This window comes from Brucella lupini, assembly GCF_002252535.1.
GTDB classification, from domain to species: domain Bacteria; phylum Pseudomonadota; class Alphaproteobacteria; order Rhizobiales; family Rhizobiaceae; genus Brucella; species Brucella anthropi.
Window position 1 is genome coordinate 273,277 of record NZ_NNRN01000044.1, and the last position, 25,364, is coordinate 298,640.

Below are 25,364 nucleotides of genomic sequence, written 5' to 3' on the forward strand. Positions count from 1 at the left end.
GTTTCAAATTTTGAATTAAACTTGTTCCAAATATTCGCAATATTATCATATAGTTGATGCTATAAGGCTGTTGACAATACATTGACTGTATTTTCTCATTGCAAGTGCAGGCCGAGACTCCCAAGTCGGCCATCACACAATGGATGATTATGTTGAGCACACCACTTCCTGCGATCTCGGCGCGGAAATCCCGCCGATATGCCATTGCTTCGATGCGTGATCGTGAAGCGCTGGAAGCGACGTCTCTGGGCGGGCTGACCACTTTTGTTGAAGGGGATGGAAAACGTCTTCGGCTGGCGAATACATTTCCGCTCATCGCGATTGCTGCTTCGCAAGAGGGCGAGGACGAACTGAAGACGGTTCTGCAACAGGTTTATCGTCTGAGCACCATTCCGGAACTTCCCGTTGTGCGAATCGACGATGCGACGGCGGAAACCGTTCCCCTGCTGGTCACCCAACTGCTTGAGAGCAGTTTGGATCGCCTTGTAGGCCACGTCAGCAAGGTTCACACCGAGCTCGCCATGCTGCGTCGCGAGCGTGAGACAATGTTTGAGAATTACCGGGCGATTGAAGACGCGTTTCACGCTCGCAACTGGGATTCCTCAACGGAAATCTTCAGCCATGCCTCTCTGGTCGACCCGAAGGACGAAGGCTTTGCGCGTCTGCTGCGCGAATCGGAGATCGAACAGCTTTTCCCGGTTTCGAGCTATGCCGTTTCCGGTTTTGCCCTGCATTTCCGTGAGTTGCCTGCTAATCGCAATGGCCAGCTGATCGTTACGCTGGACTATCTTGAAAACGGTGAAGGGATCGCCGAATGGCTGGTGCCTTACGGTGCGCTGCATTCGGAGTGGAACTTCTTCTCGCTTCCGAAGGCGTGCGATGGCAGCCATCGGACATTGCGTCTGCGCATCTCAGCTTCGGGCGGGGTTCCACCAGAATTGTCGTTGGGCAATGTGATCGCCAATGAGCGTTATGCGGCGCGTGCGCGTATTCCACATGCTGATCTTGACATGCGCCCTCTGGCATTGCGGATTTTCACCGGCCTGCCGGGCGTTCGTCCGGCATCGCTGCCGAATGCCATTGTACCGACTGCGCTGATCAATGGCCGCAAGGTTGATGATTACCGTCTGCCCGTTGAATTGCTGCGTAACGTGGCCAACGTGTCCGTCACACCTATTACGCCCGACTTTCCGACTGTGCGGTTTCTTGAACATGAAGATGCCATCGGCTGCCATCCGCTTGAGGAGGGGGTCACCGCAGCTGCAATCCGTCGTGTGGTCGCGCCGGGCACAGTTCGAGTTTCAGCGCGGGCTGTGATCGATCATCCCGAAGGCCAGCCCTGCGCAGTGGGACTGCTGCTGGTCAATCTGGCGTCGGATGTGAAGGAAGAAATCGATGCGATTTCCAGTCTCGACCGCCGCCGCCAGCAGGTGTTGTTCAGCGGCTGGTCGGAAGTTGCACCCAATCGTCCGATCGACATCAACTTCATGCTTGAGGAACCGATCGACCGCACGATGGATCTCGTCGTCCTGAGCAAAGCCGCAGCAGGTTCCGTGGATTTTTCCTGGCTCAAAGTGTTCAACTTCCGGCTGGTCAAGCACATTGAGGCGCGCCCCAGTCAGGAAATAACCAAAGAGGCCGCGAATGTACGATAGGTCGAAAGATTTGATCGTTGTCGCCATGCCGCTCTATGGTCATGCGGCGCTGGCTCTCGAAGCGCTGGAAACCGTTCTCGCGTCAGAAACGGTTTTCCGCACGCAGATCGTGGTGTCCGTCGATGGTGATCCGCGCCGCGAAGTGTTTGATAGCCTGACGCTTTATGCGGCGGCTCATCCAAACATTCACATCATCTTCGGCGAGAATGCAGGGCCCGGCGGGGCGCGCAATCGTGCTGTCGACTATATTCTCGAAGAGATGCCGGATGTTAAAGCGGTTTATTTCGTTGATGCCGACAACCGGGTACAGCCCCACACCATCGATACGCTCTATCGCAAGCTTTTGGCGTCGAATGCGGGCTGGGTTTACACCAATATCGATACCTTTTCGGTCAACTGGCGCGCTCATTATGGCGACAGCTATTCGCGCCTGATCCACTGCATCACTGATAATATCTGCGATACCGGATCAATGATTTCTGCGGAGGTTTTCCGCAGCGGTGTCCGTTTTGATGATGATCGTCAAAATGGCTTTGAAGACTGGGAGTTCTGGCTGTCCGCCATTGAGGCAGGCTTTGTCGGTGCGCCTTGCCACGATACCGGCTTCGAGTATCGCCTGCGCGCGGAGAGCCGTTTCAAGGAAGCCAATCGTGACCGCTCCGGCTCAATCAGTTTCCTGCGCAAGCGGCACAAGGCGCTGTTCCGTCGCCCGACGCTTGTGGGTTTCGAGCATGAAGAATGTCCGCGCTATGGCGTGATCCGCGCAGGCGAGGGGACGGTCAGCCTTTTCACCGACCTCAGCCTTGGCACCTCAGATCTTAAATTTGATGATGCCATTCGCGCCTTCTGGGGCAGTGTGTCCGAACCGGACAATTTTCACTTTCCGCCGTTTCTAGCCTCTTCGAATACAGAGACATTGAAACTTCTGGCGCGTTCACGACTGTTGCCGAATATCCTGTCGCGGCTCGAAAAGCTTTCTGAACAGGCCAATATCGTCTTTGTGGAACTCACCAATGTCGAAGACGAGCGGCGCATCGATACTGAGATCATGCCTTCCGGCACGCGCCAGCCGCACGCTGATCTGATTTTCGTCTCGACGAAACTGATCAAGGACATCATCGAAAACGATGCGCTGGATTGGTTCGCATCATTGGGCACGCAGCAATTGTGGCCCACATCGGCGCGGATGAAAGTGCGTTTCCCGTTCCCGCGTGTGCGTCAGCGCCGGGCCTTGTCACGGCCTGAACAATCGATGCTCAATCTGGTGACGTCGATTGCGACCAGCCCGCTCAAGCAAAGTGCGGCCATGCGCTGGACATGGCGTCCGCGTCGCCTGCCCGCACTTTCTGAAATGTATCAGGTGCTGCGCAATGAACTTGGTGGCGGGCCGGTGCTGCCACTTGCGCATAATGCAGCAAGGAAGAAAACGGCTGCCGTTCTGGTGCCGAATGCCTCGTTCGGCGGGGCGGAGAAGGTTGCTTATGCCGCCGGGCGTGAGTTGAAAAACCAAGGATTTGAAACCCACCTCTTCGTGCTTGGCAATGAGCGGATGGATGTGCTGGACGAGTTCGACCAGTCCTTCGACTACCTGCATTTCTGGAAGGATGGCATTCCCGCCTGGGGAGACACAAATCGCTTCTTGGGGCAGGATTTTATCACCGACGATCATCCGCTTGATTGGGGCATCCTGCGTGGCCAGCTTTCAGGATTCGACCTTGTCGTGAACAATCACGTCATGGCGGCGCATCCGTTGATGGGTAAACTTCGCTCTGAAGGCACGCGCACGGCCTGCTATCTGCATGTGGTGGATGAAACGGTCTTCCGCCGTCAGGCGGGGCAGCCCTATGCCGCGATTGCCTTTGAACATGCCTATGATGCATTTCTGACCTGTTCGGATCAATTGAAAATCTATCTGCACAGCTTTGGCGTGCCGTATGAAAAAGTGTTCTCCGTGCCAAACGGAGCTAGTTTTTCAATCGATACAAAACTGCGTGCGCAAGTCACCGCAGCGCGCAAGCAAGGCCGCAAGGGCGAACCGATGCGAATGCTCTATATGGGGCGTCTCGATCGCCAAAAGGGTATCGACAGGCTGCATGATGCAATCGTCAAGCTGAAAGAGCAGGGTATTCCCTTCGAAGCGCAGGCAATTGGCGGCGAAATCCTCTCCGACGATCCAAGTGCCTCTTGGATGACGCGCCTGAAGGATGCGGGTGTGAAAGTCTCGCCACCAGTCTTTGACGGCAAGGACATTGCGAACCATCTTGCATGGGCCGATGTTCTCTTGATGCCATCGCGCTGGGAAGGTGCGCCGCTGATGATTGCCGAAGCACAGCAGCTTGGCTGCGTGCCGGTTGCGACGGCGGTTGGTGCTGTCGATGAGCTGATCAATCATGGCCGCGATGGCATTCTCATCCGCAATGGCAACGATGCGCAGATCGTCTCCGATATGACGCGCATTCTGACCATTCTTGCGCAGGATCGCGAAGCCCTGATGCGAACCGCTGAAGGTGCGCTCGCCTCCGCTGCTCACCGCACATGGAGCTCGGCTTTCTCCGAATTTACCGAATGGGCGAATGAAATACGCCCCGCTTATCCGAAATCCCGGTCTTCCCAGCCGGATGTTGCAGATGCTGCCAGCACGATCGCCGCTCTTCCCGGCCGTGCAGTTGCCTGATTATACCAGAAAGGTCGACCTATGAGCCGCCCAACCAATCCAAGAATCCTCGTCACAGGCATTCCGAGCCATCTGACGCGCCTTATCCAACGTGCGGATAAAGCGCAGGTCCATTATTCGGAAAAACAGCGGGATTCCGAATCTAGGGATAATTTCATCCAGGAGCTGAAGAATATCAGCAATACTGGCAATTATCTGATCGGCGAAGGTGCGATGACGGCGCTTCTGCCGAGCGCCAAGCACATCCCGTTCTGGCATCTCTATAATTGCGTGAACAATGGAACGGGTCTCGAAGAGGTCAACAAGGATTTCGATATCTGCGTCTTCACCTGCGCAAACCTTCTGCGCAAGGGCCTGTCCGCAGATGCGGAAGCGCTTGTTCTATCCAAACTTAATATGCCCGTCGTCATGCTCGGCATCGGCATCCAGAACCGTCCTGACATTGAAGGCGAAGACGGCCTGCCAGCGGGCACGAAGAAGCTTTTGGAAGTACTCAAATCCCGCGAGCATTATTTCCTCACGCGCGGTGAAAATGCTGCCGGATATCTCCGCGATCAAGGCTTTTCCTATGTTCGTCCGGTCGGCTGTCCGTCGCTCTATTTCCGTCCGGATAATATGCGCAAGGCGATCAGCCGTCTGCCCGATGTGAAGGTGGGCGAGGGCCGTACCGTTTTCACCGGTTATATGGGGGCGGAACTTGAAACCATTGGCGATATGAACGCGCTGAGTTCGGATGACGGTCGTTCAGCCTATGTGGTTCAAGATGAGCTGCTGCACTTCGACATGCAGCTTGAATCCGATGCCAATGGCCGCGCCTACGATTCCACAACCGGCGAACTCGTCGGTCCGTTGACCTACAAGGGCTCGGACGATCTCAAGAAGAAGATCAGCGTTCACGCCTTCCTCGATACTAATCAATGGCGCGCCTGGTGCTCGACTATGGATTTCTCCTTCGGTCGTCGTTTCCACGGCAATGTTATTTCCATGCAGGCTGGTGTGCCGAGCCTGATGGTCGCTGTCGATGATCGTATGCGAGAGATGCTGAATTTCTCCGGTCTGCCGAAGATCGACGCGCGCGATCTCAATGCGGCCAACGATCGGAGGGCTTTCGTGAGCGACCACATCGCCGCGATGAATATCCCCGAAGTCATCGAAAACTACTCGGCGCGAGAACGCAATTTCCGAAGCGTGCTTTCAGAAATCGGCATTGGATAACTCCCAGTCCAGCCCGGTCTGAAGCAGGCTTCAGATTTTTATTGTTCGCATGTCTTTGTCCCAAAACCGGTTCCCATTTTTGGGAGACATGCCTTAACTCCAGCGAAGATGGATCACCATGCGCATAATGATCACCGGCATCCCGTCCTATTTGATGCGGACCGTCGAAAGCGTTTCAGGGGCGAGTGTCAAGCATCGCCCCTATTTCGAGCCCATCCGCACGAAGAAGGATGTGATCGATCAGGTCAAGAAGATTGCCAATACGGGCAATTATCTCATCGGTGAGGGTGCAGCCAACGCCGTGCGCGGCCATGATGTAACCTATGTCCCGTTCTGGCATCTGGCCAACAGCCTCAATTCACCGGATACCTATGCGAAGCTCAACGAAAGCTTTGATCTTTGCCTGTTTGCCTCAGCCAATCTTCTGCGGCCCGGCTATGCGGCAACGACGGAATCCTTCGTCTTTGAAAAGCTGAACATGCCGATTGTGGTCATGGGCATCGGTATTCAGAAGAAGGAAAATCTGAAAGCGGAGTTGCCAGAAGGTACGCGCCGTTTCCTCGAAATTCTGCGCCGCAAGGAGAGCTTCTTCCTCACGCGCGGGCATTTCACCGAAGAGTTCCTGAAAGATGCGGGCATGAAATATGTCCGTCCGACGGGCTGCCCATCGCTTTATTATGCGCCGGATCAGATGAAGCTCTCGCTGAGCCGCCTTGCCGATCCCAGCCTTGCAGACGCGCAGAAAATTTCCTTCGGCGGCTATCTTGGCAGTGTGGCGGATACGATTGTTGACGCCCATGCGCTGCTCGAAAAGGACAGCGTTGCGAGCTACGTCATTCAGGACGAGGTGATCGTCTATAACATGAACATGACGGGTGAAGATCATTCCGAAGCCTATGATCAGGCCGCAAGCCGCATCACGGCACCGGTCGATTACAAGCACATGGAAAAATGGCAGCGCAAGAACGAGCTGCTGGTATTCTTCGATACGCACAAATGGCGCAGCTGGATTTCCAGTCAGGATTTCGGCCTGAGCCGCCGTTTCCACGGCACGATCATCGGAATGCAGTCGGGTGTCCCGGGACTGATGATCGCTGTCGATGACCGTATGCGCGAAATGCTCGGTTTTGTCGGATTCCCGCATATCGAAGCGAGCGTCTGGAACCGCGAGCCGCAGAAAAAAGCCTATCTGCGCGATTTCCTTTCCAGGATCGATGTGCCAGCGGCCATCAATCGTTATTCGGAATGTGAAGCCAATTTCAACGGCGCGCTGAAGGATATTGGTATCCGATGATGCAAACGCGCAAGAGCATCGGGAGTGGGGTGGTGGCAGTGGTGGCGCTTTTAGGCGGCATGTTGTTAGCAGCCCAATCTGAGAGCGCTTTTGCCGATACGCGCTTTGGCGTCAACAGGGTCAACATGGCCTGGCTCAAGCCGGCAGAGCGCGAGCTGATTTTCAATCAGATGATTGAGAACGGTGTGTTGGCAGTTCGGTTGTCGCTCACACGACCGATTGATCAGAGCATCGATGCTGTGCGCCTTGCCCATGAGAAGGGTCTGGCCATTCTGCTCGAAATATCGCTCAACAATGCAGACTTCTATCCTGAAGGAACGAAGCCCCGTTCCGGGCGTGGGCGTATCTGGGACATGTATCGGCTTTCCGACATATCTCCCGAGCACTTTCAGCAGGCAATGGGTGACGCCTTGCAAAAGATTGATGCGCTGGGGGTCCCGCTCGTTGCCGTTGAACCCGGCAATGAGATCAACTGGGGTGCCTATAATGGCGATCTTGCCATTCTGCCCAAGGAAAAGATGAAGACTGCCCGCTCTTTAAGCGAGATGGAGGAGATTCCTCTGGTCGAAAAAGGTGCTGAAAAATACGTCGAACTTTTGCGTATTGTCCGGGCAGAGCTGGCGAAAACCAAGCATAGCACCGAGGCAAAGGTTGTATCTGCGGGTTTGTCCGATATCCCTTTCATCGATGCCGACCGGCGCGGAATCGACACTGTCGAACCCGCCGCCTTTACTGATCTTCTCAAGAAGTATGGTTTGGATGGCGCTGCAGACGGCTACGGCATTCACATCTATCCGGGCAGCAGTGGCACGCGGGCCGCACGTGCAAAGCACATCAGCAATGCGCTTTCGTTCTGCGGTGGGGCGGATGGCAAGCCTTGTTGGATCACGGAATGGGGCTTTGCCAATACGTCCAAGGCCTGCCCGGCCAATGACAATAATCGCGAACAACTGGTCGAGAAAGCACGCGACCGTTTTCGGCAGATGATGGATAGCGGCCAGATCGCAGCCGCTTATTATTTTGATTGGGATGCAAGCACTTACGGTGTGTGGCGTTGCGGTTCGCTAACGCCAGCCGGTAAGGCTGCAACGGTGACGAAATGAAACTCAAGACTGTAATCATCGGTGGTTCAAACACCGTCATGCTGCCCGGCTATCTGCCGACGCTTTTATCGACGATGGCGAAACGCGGCGTGGAACTCGACATCGTCGCTGATCTCGCGGTTGGGGGCACGACGAGTGCTCTTGGCCTTTATCAGCTCAAGCAGTTCGAACAGCTCGAAGAGTGTGAGCTGTTGCTGATCGAATATGCGATCAATGATGCCTTCGTTTATGGCGATGAACGGCGTCCATTCCGTCATTGGGCACGGTTTTACGAAGGGATCATTCGTTACGCGCTTGAGCGCAACCCAAACTTGCGTATTGCAACGCTTGTGTTCGGCGCACGCAATGGCTCATTTCTGAATTCCGTTCCCTCTATTGATGCAGGCATCAACTACATTTCGCAATGGTATGGAACGATCTCAGCCGATGTCTCGCGAATGCTGATGCAACAATATGGCCGTGATGTCGTAAGCAATCCGGCTTTCTATCTCGATCAGGGTCATTATGCGCGCCCAGTTTCGACAACCATCGTTGCGAACTTGATTGCAGATGTTCTCGAACCGGCCTTGTCTGTTCCACATCGTCCAAAAGCGCTGCCGTTCGCTATCGACCCGGACCATTTCGCCAATGCACGCGCTTTGAGCGGCGAGCAGCTTTGCAAGCGGCTGGGGCGCGTGCCGGTCCAATACAGCAATCGCCGATTCTCGATTTCGGCTCTCGATCTCGGTTCAGACAGAATGCGCTTTGAAGTTGATAACGGACAACTGCTGGCGCTTGGCTATGTCTGTGATCCGCGCATTCCACCGCTCGATGTGGCGATGGGCGGGGAGGTGCATCGCGCGGCAATGATGAAGGGCGGCGTACGCGACGGAACTTACAAGTTTCTGGTTTCGATGCTGAGTTTCGAGTTTCTTTACGGCACTAAATTGCTGGAAGCACGCGGGAATGTGGCGCTTACTCTATCTGGTGCCGAAGAGGGCGTGGAACATAAGCTGCATGTTCCCAAAGATAGTGCCCATCACGAGGAACTGCCTTTGGAGCCGGTGCTTCCGATAACCGGCATGCTGTTTTCCGGCAACTTGAAAGTCATGTCGCTGGAGAAGAAAGCTGCGGAAAACACCATTCTATCAGAAGCGGCCCAGTAGCCGTTATTCTACGAAAATGTTGACGCTGGCGGCCCGTCCGGCAGCGTCGACCACGGTCAACGTCGAATATCCGGTTCCGTCTGGTTGCCAGTTTGTTGTCCGCCGCCGCTCAATCTCAGCAATGGGCTTGCCATTAGCAAGCCAGCGAAACGGTGCGCGTCCGCCCTGTAATTTCAGCACCAGCGGCGATGCATTGTCGGTCAGAGCTTTCAGTTCGACATGCGCGCCATCAGGCGGAAATACGATGCGCGGTGCCGGCTCAATCGTGGCTTTGAGAACCGGCAGAGGATCGCTGCTCGATGAAAAACGTATCTGCGTTACCGGAAGATCGGCGCGTGCCGTGCGAAATGCGCCAGCAGGCGCACGTGGTAACGGCATGGAAACAACGCCTGAGCGCACAAAGGCTTCAAACAGGATAGGAGCCGCCGAAACATAACCAGCAAGGCCCGGCACCGAGCCGCCATCCGCACGCCCGACCCAAACACCTAGCACATAACGCCCGTCATAACCGACCGACCATGCATCACGATATCCATAGGACGTGCCGGTCTTGTAAGCGAGGCCGAGACGCTTTGCGCCTTGCGGCGGCACGACACCGGCCAGAATATCGCCAATCTGCCACGATGCCTGCTCGGTGAGAATAGGGGCCGATGGCTGCACCGGCTCGGTACCTTCGGTGCCGTCACGAAGGGCTGCACCGCGACCGCCATTGGCAAGGCCTGTATAAAGCTGCACCAGATCGCGCAGGCTGATGCCCGCACCGCCAAGTCCGATGGCAAGCCCCGGCGCTTCGCCTTTCGGCAATTGGAGATTAACCGCCGCCTGTCGAATTCGCGTGGTGAGCCGTGCTGGACCGACTGCATCGAGCAGGCTGATGGTCGGCACATTCAGCGACATTTGCAGCGCCTGGCGGATGCTGACATCGCCCTGATAGCTCATATCGAAGTTACGCGGACGATAACCCGCAAAATCCTGCGGGCGGTCCTCGATGATGGTTTCCTGCGCAATCAGTCCCTGCTCGAAGGCCAGCCCATAGATGAAAGGTTTTAACGTTGAACCCGGCGAGCGCACGGCGCGGGTCATATCGATCCAGCCCTGCCGCTTGCCATCGAAGTAATCAGCGGAGCCGACTTCGCCTAAGATATTGCCGTTGCGACTGTCGGCCAGCACCATGGCGACCGATACCTTTGGCCCAAGCTTCGCAGCAGCTTCGCGTGCCACAACTTCAAGCCCAGCCTGCACCGACTTCTTAAGCGTCAGCTGATGCCGGGCCTCGGTCGGCGCCTGTTTCAAAGCGAGATCGGCAAAGTGAGCGGCCAATGAAGGCAAGGGATGACGCGTCGCGGATATGCGCTCACGCGATGCGCGCTCGGCTTCTTCGCCTGTGAAAACATCAGACGAAACCATGCGTTTTAAAACGCGATCCCGCGCGGCCACCGCGTTCTTCATCTCGCGATCCGGGCGGCGGCGTTCAGGCAATTGCGGCAGAGCCACAAGAAGCGCTGCTTCCGATATGGTGAGGCGCAGCGGCTCCTTGCCAAAATAGGCTAATGATGCCGACCGCACCCCCTCCAGATTGCCGCCGTAGGGCGCAAGCGTCAGATAGCGCTCCAGTATTTCAGACTTGCTTAACCGCCGTTCGATCTGGATTGCACGCGCCAGCTGTCGGAACTTGGAGCCGAAGCTGCGGCTTTCGCGCGGCTCGATCAGCCGGGCAACCTGCATGGAAAGTGTGGAGCCGCCGGAAACAATACGGCCGCTCCCTGCAAGCTGATATGCGGCCCGAAGAAGCGCTGTGAAATCAATGCCGCCATGATCGTAAAAACGCTTGTCCTCATAGGCGATCAGCATTTTCACGAATTTCGGATCGACATCCTCAATCCGCGTATTCAGGCGCCAATAGCCGTCTGGCGTTGCATAGGCGCGGAGCAAAGTGCCGTCGCGATCCATGACTTCGGTGGAAATGGTCAGCCGTTCCGGCAAAGGCGGAGGATAAGCGCGGTCGAGCCAGTCAAGCCCAGCAACCGTTCCTACAGCGGCGATGCCAAGAAACACGGCACCGCCAATTGCTATTTTCCAACGCCTCTTCATTTGTTTGAGCGCACACTAAGGTGCCGCCACCTCCATCATGCCTGTCGCCGTGCGCGCTGCAAATTGCGGACGATACATATCCTCAACCGTTGCTGCCGGATGGGTGTAAAGACCCGGCGTCACCGCACGCACCACATAAGCGAGCGTAATCGGCTTCTTCTCGCCTGCAGAGCGGTCGAAAGCGGCCACAAAACGATCATTGCGGAATTCGAGATGCGCTGCCTGTGTGCTTTCCAGCCATGGGAAATTGCCAAGATCGGCACTGGAAACAAGACCCGGATTGTCGATCTCGAAACCAGCTGGCAGCAGATCGGTCACAAGCAGACGCGACTGCCATTCCTGCAGATCGTCGATTTTCAGAACAACAACATAGCGCTCATTCTGATTGACCCCGGTGACATTGGCCGGCTCGCCATCGAGCGTATAATAAGTACGCTCGATGTTGAAACCTTCTCCACCCGCAGGCAGTGACTGAGCGGGTGCTGCAACAGCCGTGACGACCGCATCAACCGAACCCTGCCCCTTGTTGGTGACGACCAGCGGCTGCGTTTCAAGGGCTGCACCATTGAGACGCTCGGAGAACGCGCCCTGATGCGCTGTGCCATTGATGTCGAGGCTGATTGCGCCATTGTCATCCTGAAGCCCGCGTGCTGCAAGCAGCATCCATGCCTGATCCTGCGTGCTGAGATAACGCGCCTTTTCGCGCTGGAACTCGACCAGCGTAATCAACGATGGCAGCACTTTCGGCGCAGGCTTGGTTTCCGACGCAAGAGCCAACATTGCCGCGCCATCACGCAGCGGCGAACCATAATCGGAACGATTATAGTCGTAGCTGGACTGGCTGGTTGCGAGCTGGAGCGACGAATTGAACACGCGTTCCGAACGCGGCTGATCACCATAAAGCGCTAATGCTGCACCAAGCTGGGCAACGGCCATCGGGCTTGCAAAGTTTTCAAGCTGGGTATCGGCAAAGTAACGCAGATCGCCAACAGAAGCCTTCTTGTTGCGTGCCAGAACATAGAGCGCATAGGCAATGTCGTTGCCACGTTCCTTGACGTCGGTGGTATAGCCGAGCGCATTTTGCAGATTAGAAAGTGCAGACAGCATCGCCTGCTGCGGCACGTCATAGCCCTTTTCGCGGGCACGCGTCAGGAAGTCGGTCACATAGGCGTCCATCCAGAGATCACCCGATCCCGGCGACCAGAGGCCAAACGAACCACTCGAAGACTGGTTGTTGAGCACGCGGAAGATGGAATCCTGTACGCGCTTTTTAAGTTCTTCCTGACTTTCCAGACCCGCTGCTGCTTCTGTGCCTGCCGCCATTTCGCTCAAATAGAGCAGCGGTAACGCGCGGCTGGTAGTCTGCTCGGTGCAGCCATACGGATAGCGGTCGAGCGCCATCAAAAGCGCTGGCACATCAAATGCAGCACTGCGCGTCACACCAACGCTGACAAAAGCACCATCAAGCAGGCTTTCCGACAGAAGGCCGCCGTCGACTTTCAGGCTTCCGCCATTGGCCGCGAGATTGACGACATGACGGCTCGTGACCGGCAGATCGACCGGGCGCACCGGCAATGCCAAGGCCTGTTCAACGTTGAGGCCTGCATCGTTGGAAAGCCGGATCGTCACACCACCGGCACCCGTGGCCACCGCATTGAGCGGAACGGTGATCGACTGCCGTTTGCCACCTGTAAGCGCAATGCTTTCAGGATAAGAGCCAACTTCGACACCGAGATTATCGGTGGTCTCAAGGCTCACACGATAATCGCCGTCCGGTGCATCCGTATTGGCAATATCGAAGCGGATATTGGCCTGATCTCCGGGGGCCATAAAGCGCGGCAGACCAGCGGTGATGACGACCGGATCGCGGATGATGACATCGGTGACGGCGTGGCCGACGGCCTTTTTCGTCCATGTAACAGCCATGACACGCGCGGTGCCGTTGAACTGCGGTATATCGAAGGTGATCGTAGCCTTGCCGTCGCTATCGAGTTCGACCGGACCGGAGAACAGTGCGACCAGCTTTTCGGTGGGCGGGCTGCCTTCCGCTGCCATATTGCCACCATCGCCACCTGTGCGCAGCTTGCCGGTGACGCCGAGCGAACCATCGATCAGGCGACCATACATATCGCGCATTTCAAGGCCCAGCTGACGCTGGCCGAAGAACCAGTTTTCAGGGTTCGGCGGCTGATAGCGGGTCAGGTTGAGAATGCCGACATCGACCGCCGCAACCATGACATAGGCCTGCTCGCCACCCGCATTTTCAACCGAAACAGGGATGGAAAGTGTGGAACGCGGCGCGATCTTTTCAGGCGGGGTCAGCTTAACTGCAAGCTGCTTGTCGGCAGGATCGACCTTCAGCCATTTAAGACCAATCGCACGCGCAGGCATACGGCTTTCAATCGCCTCACCCGGACGGAACAGCGTTGCCGTAACATAGGCGCCGGCACCCCAATCCTCACCCACCGGAATATCGATGGTCGTACCACTTTCCGGCACGCTTGCGGTGATTGTCTTAAGCAGCTTTTCCGCACCAATGGTGATGAGCAATTCACCGGCAAAACGCGGGGAGATTTTCAGTTCTGCCGTGTCACCTGCCGCATAATGTTCCTTGTCGAGTGCGATTTCGAGCCCGTCCGGTGTTTCGGTCGAGGTTGAGCTTACATACCAGCCCGCGTCGAATTCGTAGCTTGTGGGCGGACCCGAGGCATCAGCCGTTTCGATTTCAAGACGATAACGACCCCAATCAACCGGCAAGCTGATTTCAGCCTCGCTATCGGTTTTTAGATCAATCTTGCCGTTGGCAATCGCCTTGGTGAAAGTCACTGGTTCGTAGTTCCAGCTGTTGCCGCTGCGATACCACTGATAATTACGCTCGATCTTGACCAGCGACCATTGTGCGCCATCAAGCGCCTTGCGATCACCCTTGCTGTCAGAGGCGATCAGGCTGAACTTTGCAGTGCCGCCCTGCGGAACTTCATCGCCAGCGAAATCCGGGCGAATGCCGATGAGATCGGTTTCCGGCTGAATGGCAACATCAATCTTACGCTCAACCGCACGACCGCCGGTTTCACGCATACGAACGGTCACGGCTGCATTTACGAGACGCGTTGTTGACGGCATTTCATCGACTGTAACCGGGAAGGTCGCCTTGCCATTGTCATCGACTTTTGACAGGCCATCGAGCGGCAGGCGCGTGGCTTCGCCCTGTTCTTCATCGGCGAGGCCGAAATAATAGCCCTTGAAGCGGTCCCACTGACGCTTGGTCGAAAGCGTGACTTCGCCTTCAAGCGCAAGACTGGCGGCAGGCGCACCATAGAGGAAACGACCGTCCACGGTGATATTGGCGGTTTCGCCAACAGCGATTTCCGGCTTGTCAGACGTCAGATCGAACTCGATCCGGTCCGGTACAAAATCTTCAACCAGGAACATCTGCGTGGCAATCGCTGGCTGCTTGGGATCGGTATAGACCGAAACATTCCAGGTGCCACGCATGGCGTTCGACGGCAAGGTCAGGTCGATGGCATGACCACCGGCCAGTTTGCTGTCGGAAACGAGACGGCGATCTTCCACGCCATCGGGACGCGTGAAGATGAAGGTGAGCGGCAGATCATCGATTGCAGTTGCGGTGTCGTCACGCGCAAGCGCGCCTACATGCACAACTTCGCCCGCGCGATAAATGCCGCGCTCTGTCCATGCATAAAGATCAAGCGCTTTCGGCACGGCACGGCCCGTCACACCACGATCGGAAAGATCGAAACCGGCGCGCGCCATATCGAGGAATGTGAAATCCTCATCATGCTGACTTGCCATCAGCACCGCTGGCACCATGCCGTCCGTGCCGCGTGTCAGTCCCGGCGTAAACGTCGCACGGCCATCGCTGTCGGTGGCCGCTTCGCCCAGCACTTCATTGTTGCGTGCAAGGAGCGTCAGCTTCACGCCTTTAAGCGGCTCTGCGCTTTCCAGCGAGCGGGCAAACACATTGATGCCGTCCTGTCCGGTATAGGTCGAAAGGCCGATGTCGGAAACAACAAACCACTGCGTTGCCTTGGTGCCATATTCATCATCGGACTTCTGGACCAGCGGTTCAGCGGTCAGCACATAGACGCCGGGCTTGCGTTCCGGCAGTGCTTCATCAACCGGGAAACTGGTCGTTGCTTCCTTGTTCAGCTCATTGCCTGCAACCTCGATCTCACCTTCCCAGACAGGTGCACCCATCTGATCGGAAACCGTGCTGATGTCGTAGCTGTCCAACTGGCGCAGGAACTGATAGCCGGAGAGAAGCTGTGCCAGCGAACGGTCGCCGACGCGGTAGAGCTTGACCTTGGCTGTGCTCAAATTGACGCTGACCAGCGGAATGCCGCGACGGGCTTTCGCAGGCAGCACGAAGCTGTCGCCGGTAAAGCGCACCGATGGCGCGCGGTCCTGCACATAGATCGAAAGATTGACCGGAGCTGGCAGCACTTCGCCAACAGCCGATGGCAGACCCTGACGGAACGTCACGGTGTAATTGCGGCCATGTTCCAGACCTTCGACACAGATCTGACGATCCTTGGCTTCAACTGCCTGCGGCGCGCCATTGTCAAGCTTGACGAAGCTTGAATAATCGACACCACTCTTGACCAGTTCTTCCGAGAACTGCGCGCAAATGCGGGGGGCGGCATTATCATTATCGACCGTGTTGTTGACGATGCGGAAGCCTTTGCGGGCTTTCAGATCTTCATAGACTGCACGAACGGATGCGGAATTGACGAGATCAAGGCTCGCTTCATAGGCCTGTAAGGCCGGGCGCGATGCATCGCGCTTTTCCAGTGCCTGCGCCATGACGGCAAGCGCTTGCGCGCGCTCATCCTTGGTGCGTGAGGTCTGGTAGGCAAACCACGAGGCCGACGTCGCATCGCGCTGGAACTTGGAACGTTCCTGACCGTTGGACGGCTCGGTCGCAAGCGCTGAAAGCGCATATCCGGTCCAGATTTCGCTTTCATCCGGCGACATGCTGGCAGCCAGGCGGAACTTTTCCATCGCCGTGCGCGGATCGCCATTCAGGCCCGCTGCACCTGCTTCATTTCGCAAAGTGCGCAGGCTGTCGGAGCTTTCAAGGCCATTGATTTCGCGCTTCAGACGACGGGCTTCGTCAATCAGATTGGCGGCGAAGAACGAGATGCTGGGCGGAGCGCCAATATCTTCTACTTCGCGGGCTGCAGCGGATTGCGTGACGACCTTACCCGCAATAGAGCCAACGGACTGATTGAGCTTGTTGAAATCGGATTTCAAGAAACACCACTTGACCTTCGGATTATAGGTGAAGGCGAGGCAAGCATTGTCACCCAGACAAATGTTTTTGCACTGGTCGAGCGAGACATTCTTCTCCGTACGCAAGTCGAAGCCGAAATAATCGCTATCTTTGGTGATCTCTATCCGCCGGGTTTCGGCCGCTTGTGTAGTGTGTGGAGCTGCGGACAGGCAAGCTGTGACTGCAAAGGCCCAGAAAAGCCGGTTGAAACCAAAAAGCATTTGCATCCCCTCACGACGACCGGTGCCATTTCCAATTCTATTAGAAAAGGCGAAAAGAATCCGGCTCATGTGAAGCCTCACCGCGACAAACTGTCAAGGCGAATAGGGATTATCTACAACTATTAGGATAAGTTTAGGGAATAATACGCTCTACGAGGTAAATGCCTCGCAGAGCGTGCACGGGTAATCTAGATGATCCCACCATTGGCTCGCAATATCTGGCCATTTACCCATGCACCGTCGGGTCCGGCCAGGAACGCAACCACCCCTGCAATGTCTTCCGGGGTCCCCAGACGTTCGAGCGGGCTCATCTTGGCCATGCGTGCGACCAGCTCTTCAGATTTTCCATCGAGAAAGAGATCGGTCGCAGTGGGGCCGGGCGCAATGGCATTGACGCTGATGTTTCGACCGCGCATTTCCTTGGTCATGATCGCCGTCAAGGTTTCGACTGCGGCCTTGGTTGCGGCATAAACACCGTAGTTTTCCAATTTCAGGCCGACGACAGTGGTGGAAAAATTGATAATACGCCCATTGTCGCGCAGTCGTTTACCAGCCTCCCGCATGGTATTGAAGGTGCCCTTGAGGTTGACCGAAACGAGCTTGTCGAAATCTACGTCCTCTGTTGTGGCGAGAGGCGACAGGGTCATGATACCGGCATTGTTGACGAGAACATCTACGCCGCCGAAAGCGTCTTCGGCCGCATCGAACATTCTCTTTACTGCGGCAGGATCGGCAACATCAGCCTGTGCTGCTCGCGCAATGCCGCCCGAAGCCTCGATCTTGTTGACGACGGCGTCGGCGAGAGCGGCATTGCCTGCATAGTTAACGATGATAGTAAAACCGTCGTGGCTCAGTCTTTCGACAATGGCAGCGCCAATGCCGCGCGATGCTCCAGTGACGATGGCAACCTTGTTTTTCATATCGGACATTGTCTGCTCCGTTCCGGTGGTTTGGTTTTGTACAACCCACAGCAAGATCGCACTTTTCTAACACCGTTTAATCCGGCATTATTTGTCATTACTATCCGAAAGTAGCGAACAATCAGATGGACCGGTTTGATGCGATGCGGGTTTTTACCCGTGTACTGGAACGACGCAGTTTCACATTGGCGGCGGAAGATCTAGGGATCCCGCGTTCAACCGTCACCGACGCGATCAAGCAGCTCGAAAGACGATTGGGCACGCAATTGTTCTTGCGCACTACGCGTCACGTTAATCCAACGCTTGATGGTCAGGCCTATTATCAGCGCTGCATAGAAATCATAGCTAGTATCGAGGATGCCGAAGGCGGATTTTCTGGCGCAATGCCGAGAGGTTTGCTTCGGGTGGAAGTGCAGGGCACGCTTGCGCGGCATTTTCTGCTACCGGAATTGCCAGCTTTTCTGGAAAAGTATCCGGATATTGAACTTTATATGACCGAGGGCGATCGGTTCGTTGATCCGGTTCGGGAAGGTATCGATTGCGTTCTGCGTGTGGGTCTCCTGCAGGATAGCGACATGATTGCCCGGCGTGTTGCGACGCTGGATGAGGTTACCGTCGCATCTCCTGCCTATCTTGCACGATTTGGGGAACCCCGACATCCAGATCAACTGACTGATGGCCATCAGATGATCGGCTTCCGAGCCAGCGGCAGCATAGCCCGTATGCCCCTGGAGTTTATGGTCGACGGCAAATTGCGAACAGTGACGATACCGGCTCCGGTTTCGGTCAATGCCGCTGAAAGCTATACGGCTGCGGCCAGCTTGGGCCTTGGGATCATTCAGATACCTCGCTATCATGCGATACGACATATTGCGGATGGAAAATTAGTACAGATACTCCACGCTTATCCGCCCAGCTCGTCACCGGTATCTGTTGTATATCCGCGCGATCGGCAACTTTCTCCCCGGGTCAGGATATTTATCGACTGGATTGCCATGATACTCGCCCGTCAGAACAATTGAGACCGTTAACCCCTCATTAAGAATTTGGAACAAGATGGCTTCTTACGTGTTAGAATAGAGCCTGCAGAAATGCAGAAAGCACATCGCTACGCACCACGGGAGGGAGGGCAGAGATGAGCAACATTCTATTCTGGACCGCTTTGGTAATCGTTCCTGTGCTTCTGGGCACAGCCTACGCTTATGTGCAATCGATACGGCATAGGGACGACTTCTAGAACGCAAGCATAGCTGACGGAAAGCTGCTCTTATCTTGAAGCAAGCGAGTGGTCGCGTGCTTCAAGATAATTCTATTGCATAGAATTTTGTATCGACAGCCATCCGCGGAAAATCTTCCGGTAAATCTGTATGGGAGATTTCCACGAAGCCGTTCTTTTCATAAAACCGATGTGCGCCCAGAAACTTCTCGGTCGTTCCAAGCAATACTTTGGTAACGCCTCGTTCGTGAGCGTGCGAAATGAGCGTTGCAAGCAATTTGTACGCAGTACCGAATTCGGAACCGCGATAAGCCTTGGCGACAAACATTTTCCGCAAAGCAGCCTGACCTTGCCCTATATCCTTGAGGGCTATGGTGCCGACGATGTGACCATCGGCTTCGGCTACCCAAAATTCACCGCTTCCCTGACAATAGAACCCCTCCACGTCTCGTATATCAGGTTGGTCGTCTGCGCTGATCGGAATGTCGAACTCGCATTGTTGTATTGGCAAGATTACAGCAAAAACACTGTCCGCGTCGCCCGTCTGGAATGTTCTAATTCTGATCAAGTCCGCTTTGCTCGTCATTGTGCTGCCGTTCATCTCGCCCGCGAATCTACATTGATTTAATTGTTAATGAATCCGCTTCTCGGATTCTGGGTCAAGAGACGTTCAAATCTGTCCGGCTGACGGGGTTTTCGTAGATAAAGCTAATATTGGGCTCTTTTAGAAGGTTTTGATCACATTCAGTTGGTGTTCGGTTGCTTACACCAATTTCAACCCGAGCGCGCTGTGTGCGGCAGCGTGTGAATCCCCCTATTCAGGGGGATCAAGGCGAATATATGAGCAAAATTAGCAGTTTACGCTATAAAATATATTTCATGCTATTTTACTCGGAAGAAAAGGTGTCATATTTTGGTAATCGATATGGTTGCTTTGAACTTTTGATTATCTTTGTTTTGTGGAAGTAGTTTCACTTTTGAAGTGATATTTTACGTTGCCTAATGAAAGAAAATACCCTTCTATTGTTTTGAGTAGAGCACTGCAAAGAGCTGAGGGGTTTCAATGCATTGTCGCAACATCGGCTCGCGCGCCATCCGTTTTCTGTCCAGCACAGCGCTCATATCCTTAGGAACGGTTTTGCTACAAAGCACTCCCGGCATGGCTGCATGTTCGTTTTCGCCGACGCTAGGTGATGACACATTCATTTGCGACAGCGGCACATCTCCCGGCGGTCTTACCGACCTCAATGGTAACAATACATTGCTTTTGCCGACTGGAGGGACAGGCACCGTTAGCGGAGATGTAGCGTTCGGCTCCGGTGTGGACCGCGTGGAAGTCCATTCCGGTTCGATTGTAGGGAATGTCAATCAGGGCGATGGTCTCAACAGCTTTCTCATTACAGGTGGAAGCGTTACAGGCAATGTTCGTCAAGGAAATGGTATTGACGAGTTCCGTATAACGGGCGGCGAGATTGGTTCGCTCAATCAGGGTAACGGATACGACCAATTTTTTATGTCGGGTGGACGTATCATCGATGCCTTTGACGATGGCGATTATGCAGTGATGACGGATGGACGCATCGGACGCGTCAATCTCAAGCTAGATGATAATTATTTCAACATGTCTGGCGGAACAATTGACCGCAACCTGATTGCCGGACTTGGTAATGATACGATTATCGTTTCTGGCGGTATGATCGGCGGCAATATAAGCATCAGTAGTGGAACCGACAGTGTAACCATGACGGGCGGCACGGTTGCAGGTGATGTTCTGCTCGGTTTCGGTAATGATCAGTTTTCATGGAGTGGTGGCGGCATAATCTATGGGAAGATTGATCTTGGCCCGGATAACGATACGGCCGTTCTTGCCAACCTTACCGATGCCAATATAGGCGCTACTGCACGGCTTAGCGGCGGCGAGGGGAATGATGTTCTTACGTTCAATAATGTGAAAACAGGAAAAGTCTCCCGTTTTGACAGCTGGGAAACAATCAACCTTACTGACGATACGCGCCTTGTTTTCGACAGCGCTCTTACGTTGGGCGATGCCGGAACGGGAACGGGGACGCTCAGTATCGATGCGACGAGCACCGTCTATGGCGGTGCTGCAATGGGTAGTGTGAACCCGTTCGCAGCAAGCCAACTGGCCAGTGTCTTTAACGCCGGGCGTATTGACCTCACCAATGGAGGGGCGAGCACTACTGACACATTTACGATCAAGGGCAATTACGTCGGGCAGAACGGTCTTCTGTTTTTAGATACCGTTCTGGCTTCTGATGGCGCTCCTTCGGACAAGCTTGTGATCGATACAGGTGTTGCATCAGGTAACACCGCCATTGCGGTTACCAACGCGGGTGGGGCAGGCGCTGCAACAAATGCGGACGGCATTATGGTCGTACAAGCATTGAATGGTGGTTCCACCAGTCAGAATGCTTTTTCACTGAACGGTCGTGCTGCTGCCGGTGCCTACGAATATTTTCTGTTCAAGGGCGGTGTAACGGCGAATACCACCGAGAACTGGTATCTGAGATCAACTTTGGTTCGTGGAAGCGAACCGCCTGCTTCGACGGGGGGAACATCCGTTTCGCCGGAAGAGCCCGAAACAACTGCGCCGCCACCCGCACTCGAGCAGCCTCCAGCGACTTTGCCTGTCGACCCGGATACAGAAACGCCGGTAACAGAAGATGCTTCCGCTCCCGATGCGCCTCCACCTCCCGTATCGGCGGAGGCTCCTAATCCACCCGACAATACGACGGGTCAACAACAGAATGTTGTCCTTCCATTCGACGGAGCAGTTCCGCCTTCACCTGGTGCAACGAGGGTTAAGGGCGACGTGATTTCTCTCTATCGCAAGGAAGTGCCGGTTTATTCAGCATTGCCGCCTGTGGCGTACCATCTGGCGCTTTCTACGCTCGGTACGTTTCATGAACGTCGTGGCGAGCAGGATTTGCTGAAAACTGCCGGATATCTGCCTGCGAGCTGGGGCAGAGTCTTCGGGCAGGATATTGATATGAAATGGCGAGGAACGGTTGCACCGGGTCTCGACGGAAAGCTCTTTGGTATTCAGGCGGGACAGGATATTCTGGGTCGCGAAACGGATGGCGGACATTTTGACCGTTTCGGTCTGTTTTTCGGTTATGCCCGCGCAACAGGTGATATCACCGGGCAAGCGCTCGGCTGGAACGATCTCGCTGTTGGCGATCTCGAAGTTACGGGTACGAGTTTCGGCGGGTACTGGACTCATATCGGGCCGCAAGGCTGGTATCTCGACGCCATACTTATGGGAACGTGGTTCGGTGGTGATGCAACCTCGAATGAAGGTCAGAGTATTGACCTCGACGGGCATGGGGTTACGGCTTCGCTCGAAGGAGGCTATCCTCTCGCCCTGAGCGAAAGCTGGACACTGGAGCCGCAGGCGCAACTGATCTGGCAGCATCTCTCGCTTGATGATCAGGCTGATCGTTATTCCTCGGTAGCGTTTGATACAGGTGATGCACGGACGGGCCGGATCGGGTTCAGATTGCAGGGTGAACAAGAAACTTCGGTCGGGAAATTACGGCCATATCTGAAAGCCAATCTTTGGCAGAATTTTTCATCGGATCAAACTGTGCGTTTTGCCACTGATCCGATTGTGACTGATCTCAAGGGCACATCGCTGGAACTGGGTGGTGGGCTGACCTTGGATATTACCGAGAAAGCCAGTTTGTTTGCGACTGCAGACTACACGACCAATCTTGGTGGCGAACGCAACCGGATATGGGAGGGTAACTTGGGGCTGAATATAAAATGGTGAAGGCAATGGCGATCGGAGATGATCGCCGTAATGACAGAGGAGGGAACAACGGTAATGGGTAGACGTGCATACGAAAAGCTCGCGAGAATCTGTGCATCCCTAAACACATCCGAGCAGGAGCTGGCCCACTCTCTCGGTATTTCGCGAGTTGCGCTGAAAGCGATAGATCGCACTGATGCGCCGCTTTATCTTCGATTGGCATTGGCCGCTCTGGTATCGGAAATGGATCCGGATCAAGTGCTGAACTCCAAACGAGGGAGCTCAGAAATGGAAGCACCTCGTCAGCTCTTGTCGGTGAGGTGATCATCAAAAGTTATGGGTTTCAAAGGTGTTGTGGTGGCAAAATCTTTCGCCTTGCTTCTTTTGATTGGACTGCTCTGTTTCCCGCAATTGGCTGCCGCGTCCTGCACGCGTGCAGCCGGTGCTGCGGATATGATGACGCAGCGCCAGCTTTCGGCACTGCGCGCGCTGGAACGCAGCCGTGGTTGCAAGGGTGGCGACGAACGCGGCGGTTTTTTCAATCCTTGCCGCGATCTTTCTCAAAAAATAGCTGAAATACAGCGGCAGCTTTCATCCAGTTCGCTTTCTTCCCGATCATGCGTAGAACAACCGGCTGCCAGTCCGGCAGCAAAAGTGAAACTTGACCGTCCCAAAGTTGCGTCTGTCGCAACGAACGACAAGCCATGGGTGCCGAATGGTATCAAAGGCGCCCTGACTTATTGTGTGCGTTTGTCGGATGGTTATCTATTCCCAGCTCCGCATTCACAGTTTCAGAAGTCCGACAGCGTGACGGAAACAGTGGCACAATGCCGTTTTATTTGTCAGGGGGAGAATGTCGATCTCTACGTTCTGAATGATCCGAACGGCGAAACGGCCGATATGGTGTCAGTCTCGAACGGTAAGCCCTATGTCGAGTTGTCTACCGCATATAACTATCAGGGAAGCGGTGATTTCAGAAGATGCAACTGGGCCGGTTATGTCGACAAGATCAGTGAGCTGCGGGCCAGTAGCAAGGGCGGTCGCGCGTTCAAAAATGTCGTCGTTCCCATGCCAGATGCTCGACCGACTCGTAATGATGACGTAGCTGCTTCAGCGGCGTCTTTTGCTCCCATAACAGACCGTAGTGTACGTGTTGTCGGCCCTGCCTTCATTTTTGATGACGGCGCGGGAAACATGAAGCTTAGTGCACACTGACGGTGATGCACCAAATCCTCAAGTTCAATTTGAATGAGACGTGTCGCGATTGGGACTGAACCGCTCGCTTTCCGTCTGTAACTTCCCTGAAACGGGCGTTGTCAATTTGCGTCCGGAGACCATCGATCATTGCATTGTTTGAAATCTGTCAGTGTTGTTCGACCTGGAGGAGGTAGACATGAGCAAGAACCGTGGCGTCGTTTATTTGCGGCCCGGGACAGTCGAAGTGCGCGATATTGAAGATCCAGCGTTAGCGGCACCGGACGGGAGGAAGCTGGACCACGCCGTTATATTGAAGGTAATCTCGACAAATATTTGTGGTTCCGACCAGCATATGGTTCGCGGACGCACGACTGCGATGCCCGGTCTCGTGCTGGGGCATGAAATTACCGGGGAAATTATTGAAAAAGGCAGCGATGTCGAGATGCTCGACGTGGGCGACATCGTTTCAGTCCCGTTCAATGTCGCTTGCGGTCGCTGCCGTTGCTGCAAATCCCAGGACACAGGTGTTTGTTTGACGGTCAACCCGTCGCGTGCCGGTGGCGCCTATGGATATGTTGATATGGGAGGCTGGATTGGCGGGCAGGCCCGCTATGTCATGGTGCCCTATGCCGATTTCAATCTGCTCAAGTTCCCCGATCGCGAGCAGGCGATGGAAAAAATCCGCGACCTGACGATGCTTTCTGACATCTTGCCGACCGGCTTTCACGGTGCGGTGAAAGCCGGCGTCGGGGTTGGTTCGGTTGTATATGTCGCGGGTGCGGGACCGGTGGGGCTTGCTGCTGCGGCATCCGCTCGCATTCTGGGCGCTGCGGTCGTTATGGTCGGTGACTTCAACAAGGAACGGCTCGATCACGCGCGGAAAGTGGGTTTCGAACCAATCGATCTTTCGGCAAGTGATCGTCTCGGCGACATGATTGCAGAAGTCACAGGCAGCAACGAAGTGGATAGTGCTATTGATGCTGTTGGGTTCGAGGCGCGCGGTCATAGCGGTGGCGAGCAACCGGCGATCGTGCTGAACCAGATGATGGAGATAACTCGTCCCGCCGGGGCAATTGGTATTCCGGGGCTTTATGTCACCGAAGACCCTGGTGCTGTCGACAATGCTGCGAAACAAGGCAGCTTGTCGTTACGGTTTGGTCTCGGTTGGGCCAAGGCGCAGTCATTCCATACCGGACAGACACCCGTTCTGAAGTACAATCGCCAACTGATGCAGGCGATCCTGCATGGACGCCTGAATATCGCCGAGATCGTAAACGCTCAGGTCATTTCACTTGAGGATGCGGCGAAGGGCTATGAGAGCTTTGATCAGGGTGCGGCGAAGAAATTCGTTCTCGATCCGCATGGCCTCGTGAGCAAGGTGGCCTGATTCAAGTCGATTTCGAAATGCAGGAAGGGCGCTCTCACGAGCGCCCTTTTCGTTTGGGATTGTTTCAATCTGTAACGTTACAGATTCATAGATCTTGAGTGTTTCATGCTGAATATCAAACGAGATAAAACACAAGATGATCCTTTCACACCAAAAAATTTCTTTCAGGAAAACAACAAAA

The 25,364-nt window shown here is 54.9% G+C and carries 14 protein-coding genes; 10 read left to right on the forward strand and 4 right to left on the reverse strand.

Going from position 1 to position 25,364, the window contains the following annotated elements; all coding sequences use genetic code 11:
- The first annotated feature begins 149 nt into the window (after window positions 1-149).
- From CES86_RS11205 to CES86_RS11230, 6 genes are all read left to right on the forward strand, one after another.
- Window positions 150-1,655: a DUF6212 domain-containing protein gene (locus CES86_RS11205; protein WP_029927621.1), complete on the forward strand. Its 1,506-nt coding sequence runs from the start codon at window positions 150-152 to the stop codon at window positions 1,653-1,655.
- Window positions 1,645-4,329 (forward strand): glycosyltransferase, encoded by a 2,685-nt coding sequence (locus tag CES86_RS11210; RefSeq protein WP_029927619.1) that lies wholly within the window; start codon window positions 1,645-1,647, stop codon window positions 4,327-4,329. Before CES86_RS11205 ends, CES86_RS11210 begins: the two co-directional genes overlap by 11 nt.
- Before the next feature lie 21 nt (window positions 4,330-4,350).
- Window positions 4,351-5,544 (forward strand): polysaccharide pyruvyl transferase family protein, encoded by a 1,194-nt coding sequence (locus CES86_RS11215; RefSeq protein ID WP_010658640.1) that lies wholly within the window; start codon window positions 4,351-4,353, stop codon window positions 5,542-5,544.
- Between the two features lie 118 nt (window positions 5,545-5,662).
- Window positions 5,663-6,838, forward strand: coding sequence for a polysaccharide pyruvyl transferase family protein (locus CES86_RS11220; protein ID WP_029927618.1), 1,176 nt, complete (start codon window positions 5,663-5,665; stop codon window positions 6,836-6,838).
- Window positions 6,835-7,941 carry a hypothetical protein gene (locus tag CES86_RS11225; RefSeq protein ID WP_036596089.1) on the forward strand — a complete coding sequence of 369 codons (1,107 nt, stop codon included), beginning with the start codon at window positions 6,835-6,837 and terminating at the stop codon, window positions 7,939-7,941. The genes CES86_RS11220 and CES86_RS11225 overlap by 4 nt, the downstream gene beginning before the upstream one ends.
- Window positions 7,938-9,086, forward strand: a complete 1,149-nt coding sequence (locus CES86_RS11230; protein WP_029927614.1) for a hypothetical protein — start codon at window positions 7,938-7,940, stop codon at window positions 9,084-9,086. The genes CES86_RS11225 and CES86_RS11230 overlap by 4 nt, the downstream gene beginning before the upstream one ends.
- Window positions 9,087-9,089: 3 nt before the next feature.
- Here CES86_RS11230 and pbpC read toward each other — a convergent pair whose 3' ends face one another.
- The 3 genes from pbpC to CES86_RS11245 all read right to left on the reverse strand — a co-directional run bounded on the left by pbpC (window position 9,090) and on the right by CES86_RS11245 (window position 17,620).
- Complete coding sequence (gene pbpC, locus CES86_RS11235) at window positions 9,090-11,177, reverse strand: penicillin-binding protein 1C (RefSeq protein WP_029927612.1); 2,088 nt, start codon at window positions 11,175-11,177, stop codon at window positions 9,090-9,092.
- A 15-nt stretch (window positions 11,178-11,192) separates the two neighbouring features.
- Window positions 11,193-16,697 carry an alpha-2-macroglobulin family protein gene (locus CES86_RS11240; RefSeq protein ID WP_036596087.1) on the reverse strand — a complete coding sequence of 1,835 codons (5,505 nt, stop codon included), beginning with the start codon at window positions 16,695-16,697 and terminating at the stop codon, window positions 11,193-11,195.
- A gap of 182 nt (window positions 16,698-16,879) precedes the next feature.
- Window positions 16,880-17,620, reverse strand: coding sequence for an SDR family oxidoreductase (locus tag CES86_RS11245; protein ID WP_029927607.1), 741 nt, complete (start codon window positions 17,618-17,620; stop codon window positions 16,880-16,882).
- Between the two features lie 116 nt (window positions 17,621-17,736).
- Between CES86_RS11245 and CES86_RS11250 the strand changes: the two genes are divergently transcribed.
- Window positions 17,737-18,633, forward strand: a complete 897-nt coding sequence (locus CES86_RS11250; RefSeq protein ID WP_029927604.1) for a LysR family transcriptional regulator — start codon at window positions 17,737-17,739, stop codon at window positions 18,631-18,633.
- A gap of 276 nt (window positions 18,634-18,909) precedes the next feature.
- On the opposite strand, the gene CES86_RS11255 is transcribed toward CES86_RS11250, so the two are convergent.
- The gene (locus CES86_RS11255; protein WP_235819910.1) at window positions 18,910-19,428 is read right to left on the reverse strand and encodes a GNAT family N-acetyltransferase; all 519 of its coding nucleotides are present in this window, start codon (window positions 19,426-19,428) and stop codon (window positions 18,910-18,912) included.
- 462 nt (window positions 19,429-19,890) lie between these two features.
- On the opposite strand from CES86_RS11255, the gene CES86_RS11260 reads away from it, so the two are divergent.
- The 3 genes from CES86_RS11260 (at window position 19,891) to fdhA (ending at window position 25,183) form a co-directional block, all read left to right on the forward strand.
- A complete protein-coding gene (locus CES86_RS11260; protein ID WP_094514390.1) occupies window positions 19,891-22,620 on the forward strand; it encodes an autotransporter family protein in 2,730 nt (909 codons plus the stop codon).
- 315 nt (window positions 22,621-22,935) lie between these two features.
- Window positions 22,936-23,814, forward strand: a complete 879-nt coding sequence (locus tag CES86_RS11270; protein ID WP_029927598.1) for a DUF2865 domain-containing protein — start codon at window positions 22,936-22,938, stop codon at window positions 23,812-23,814.
- Between the two features lie 178 nt (window positions 23,815-23,992).
- Window positions 23,993-25,183: a formaldehyde dehydrogenase, glutathione-independent gene (gene fdhA, locus CES86_RS11275; RefSeq protein WP_029927596.1), complete on the forward strand. Its 1,191-nt coding sequence runs from the start codon at window positions 23,993-23,995 to the stop codon at window positions 25,181-25,183.
- Window positions 25,184-25,364: the final 181 nt, after the last annotated feature.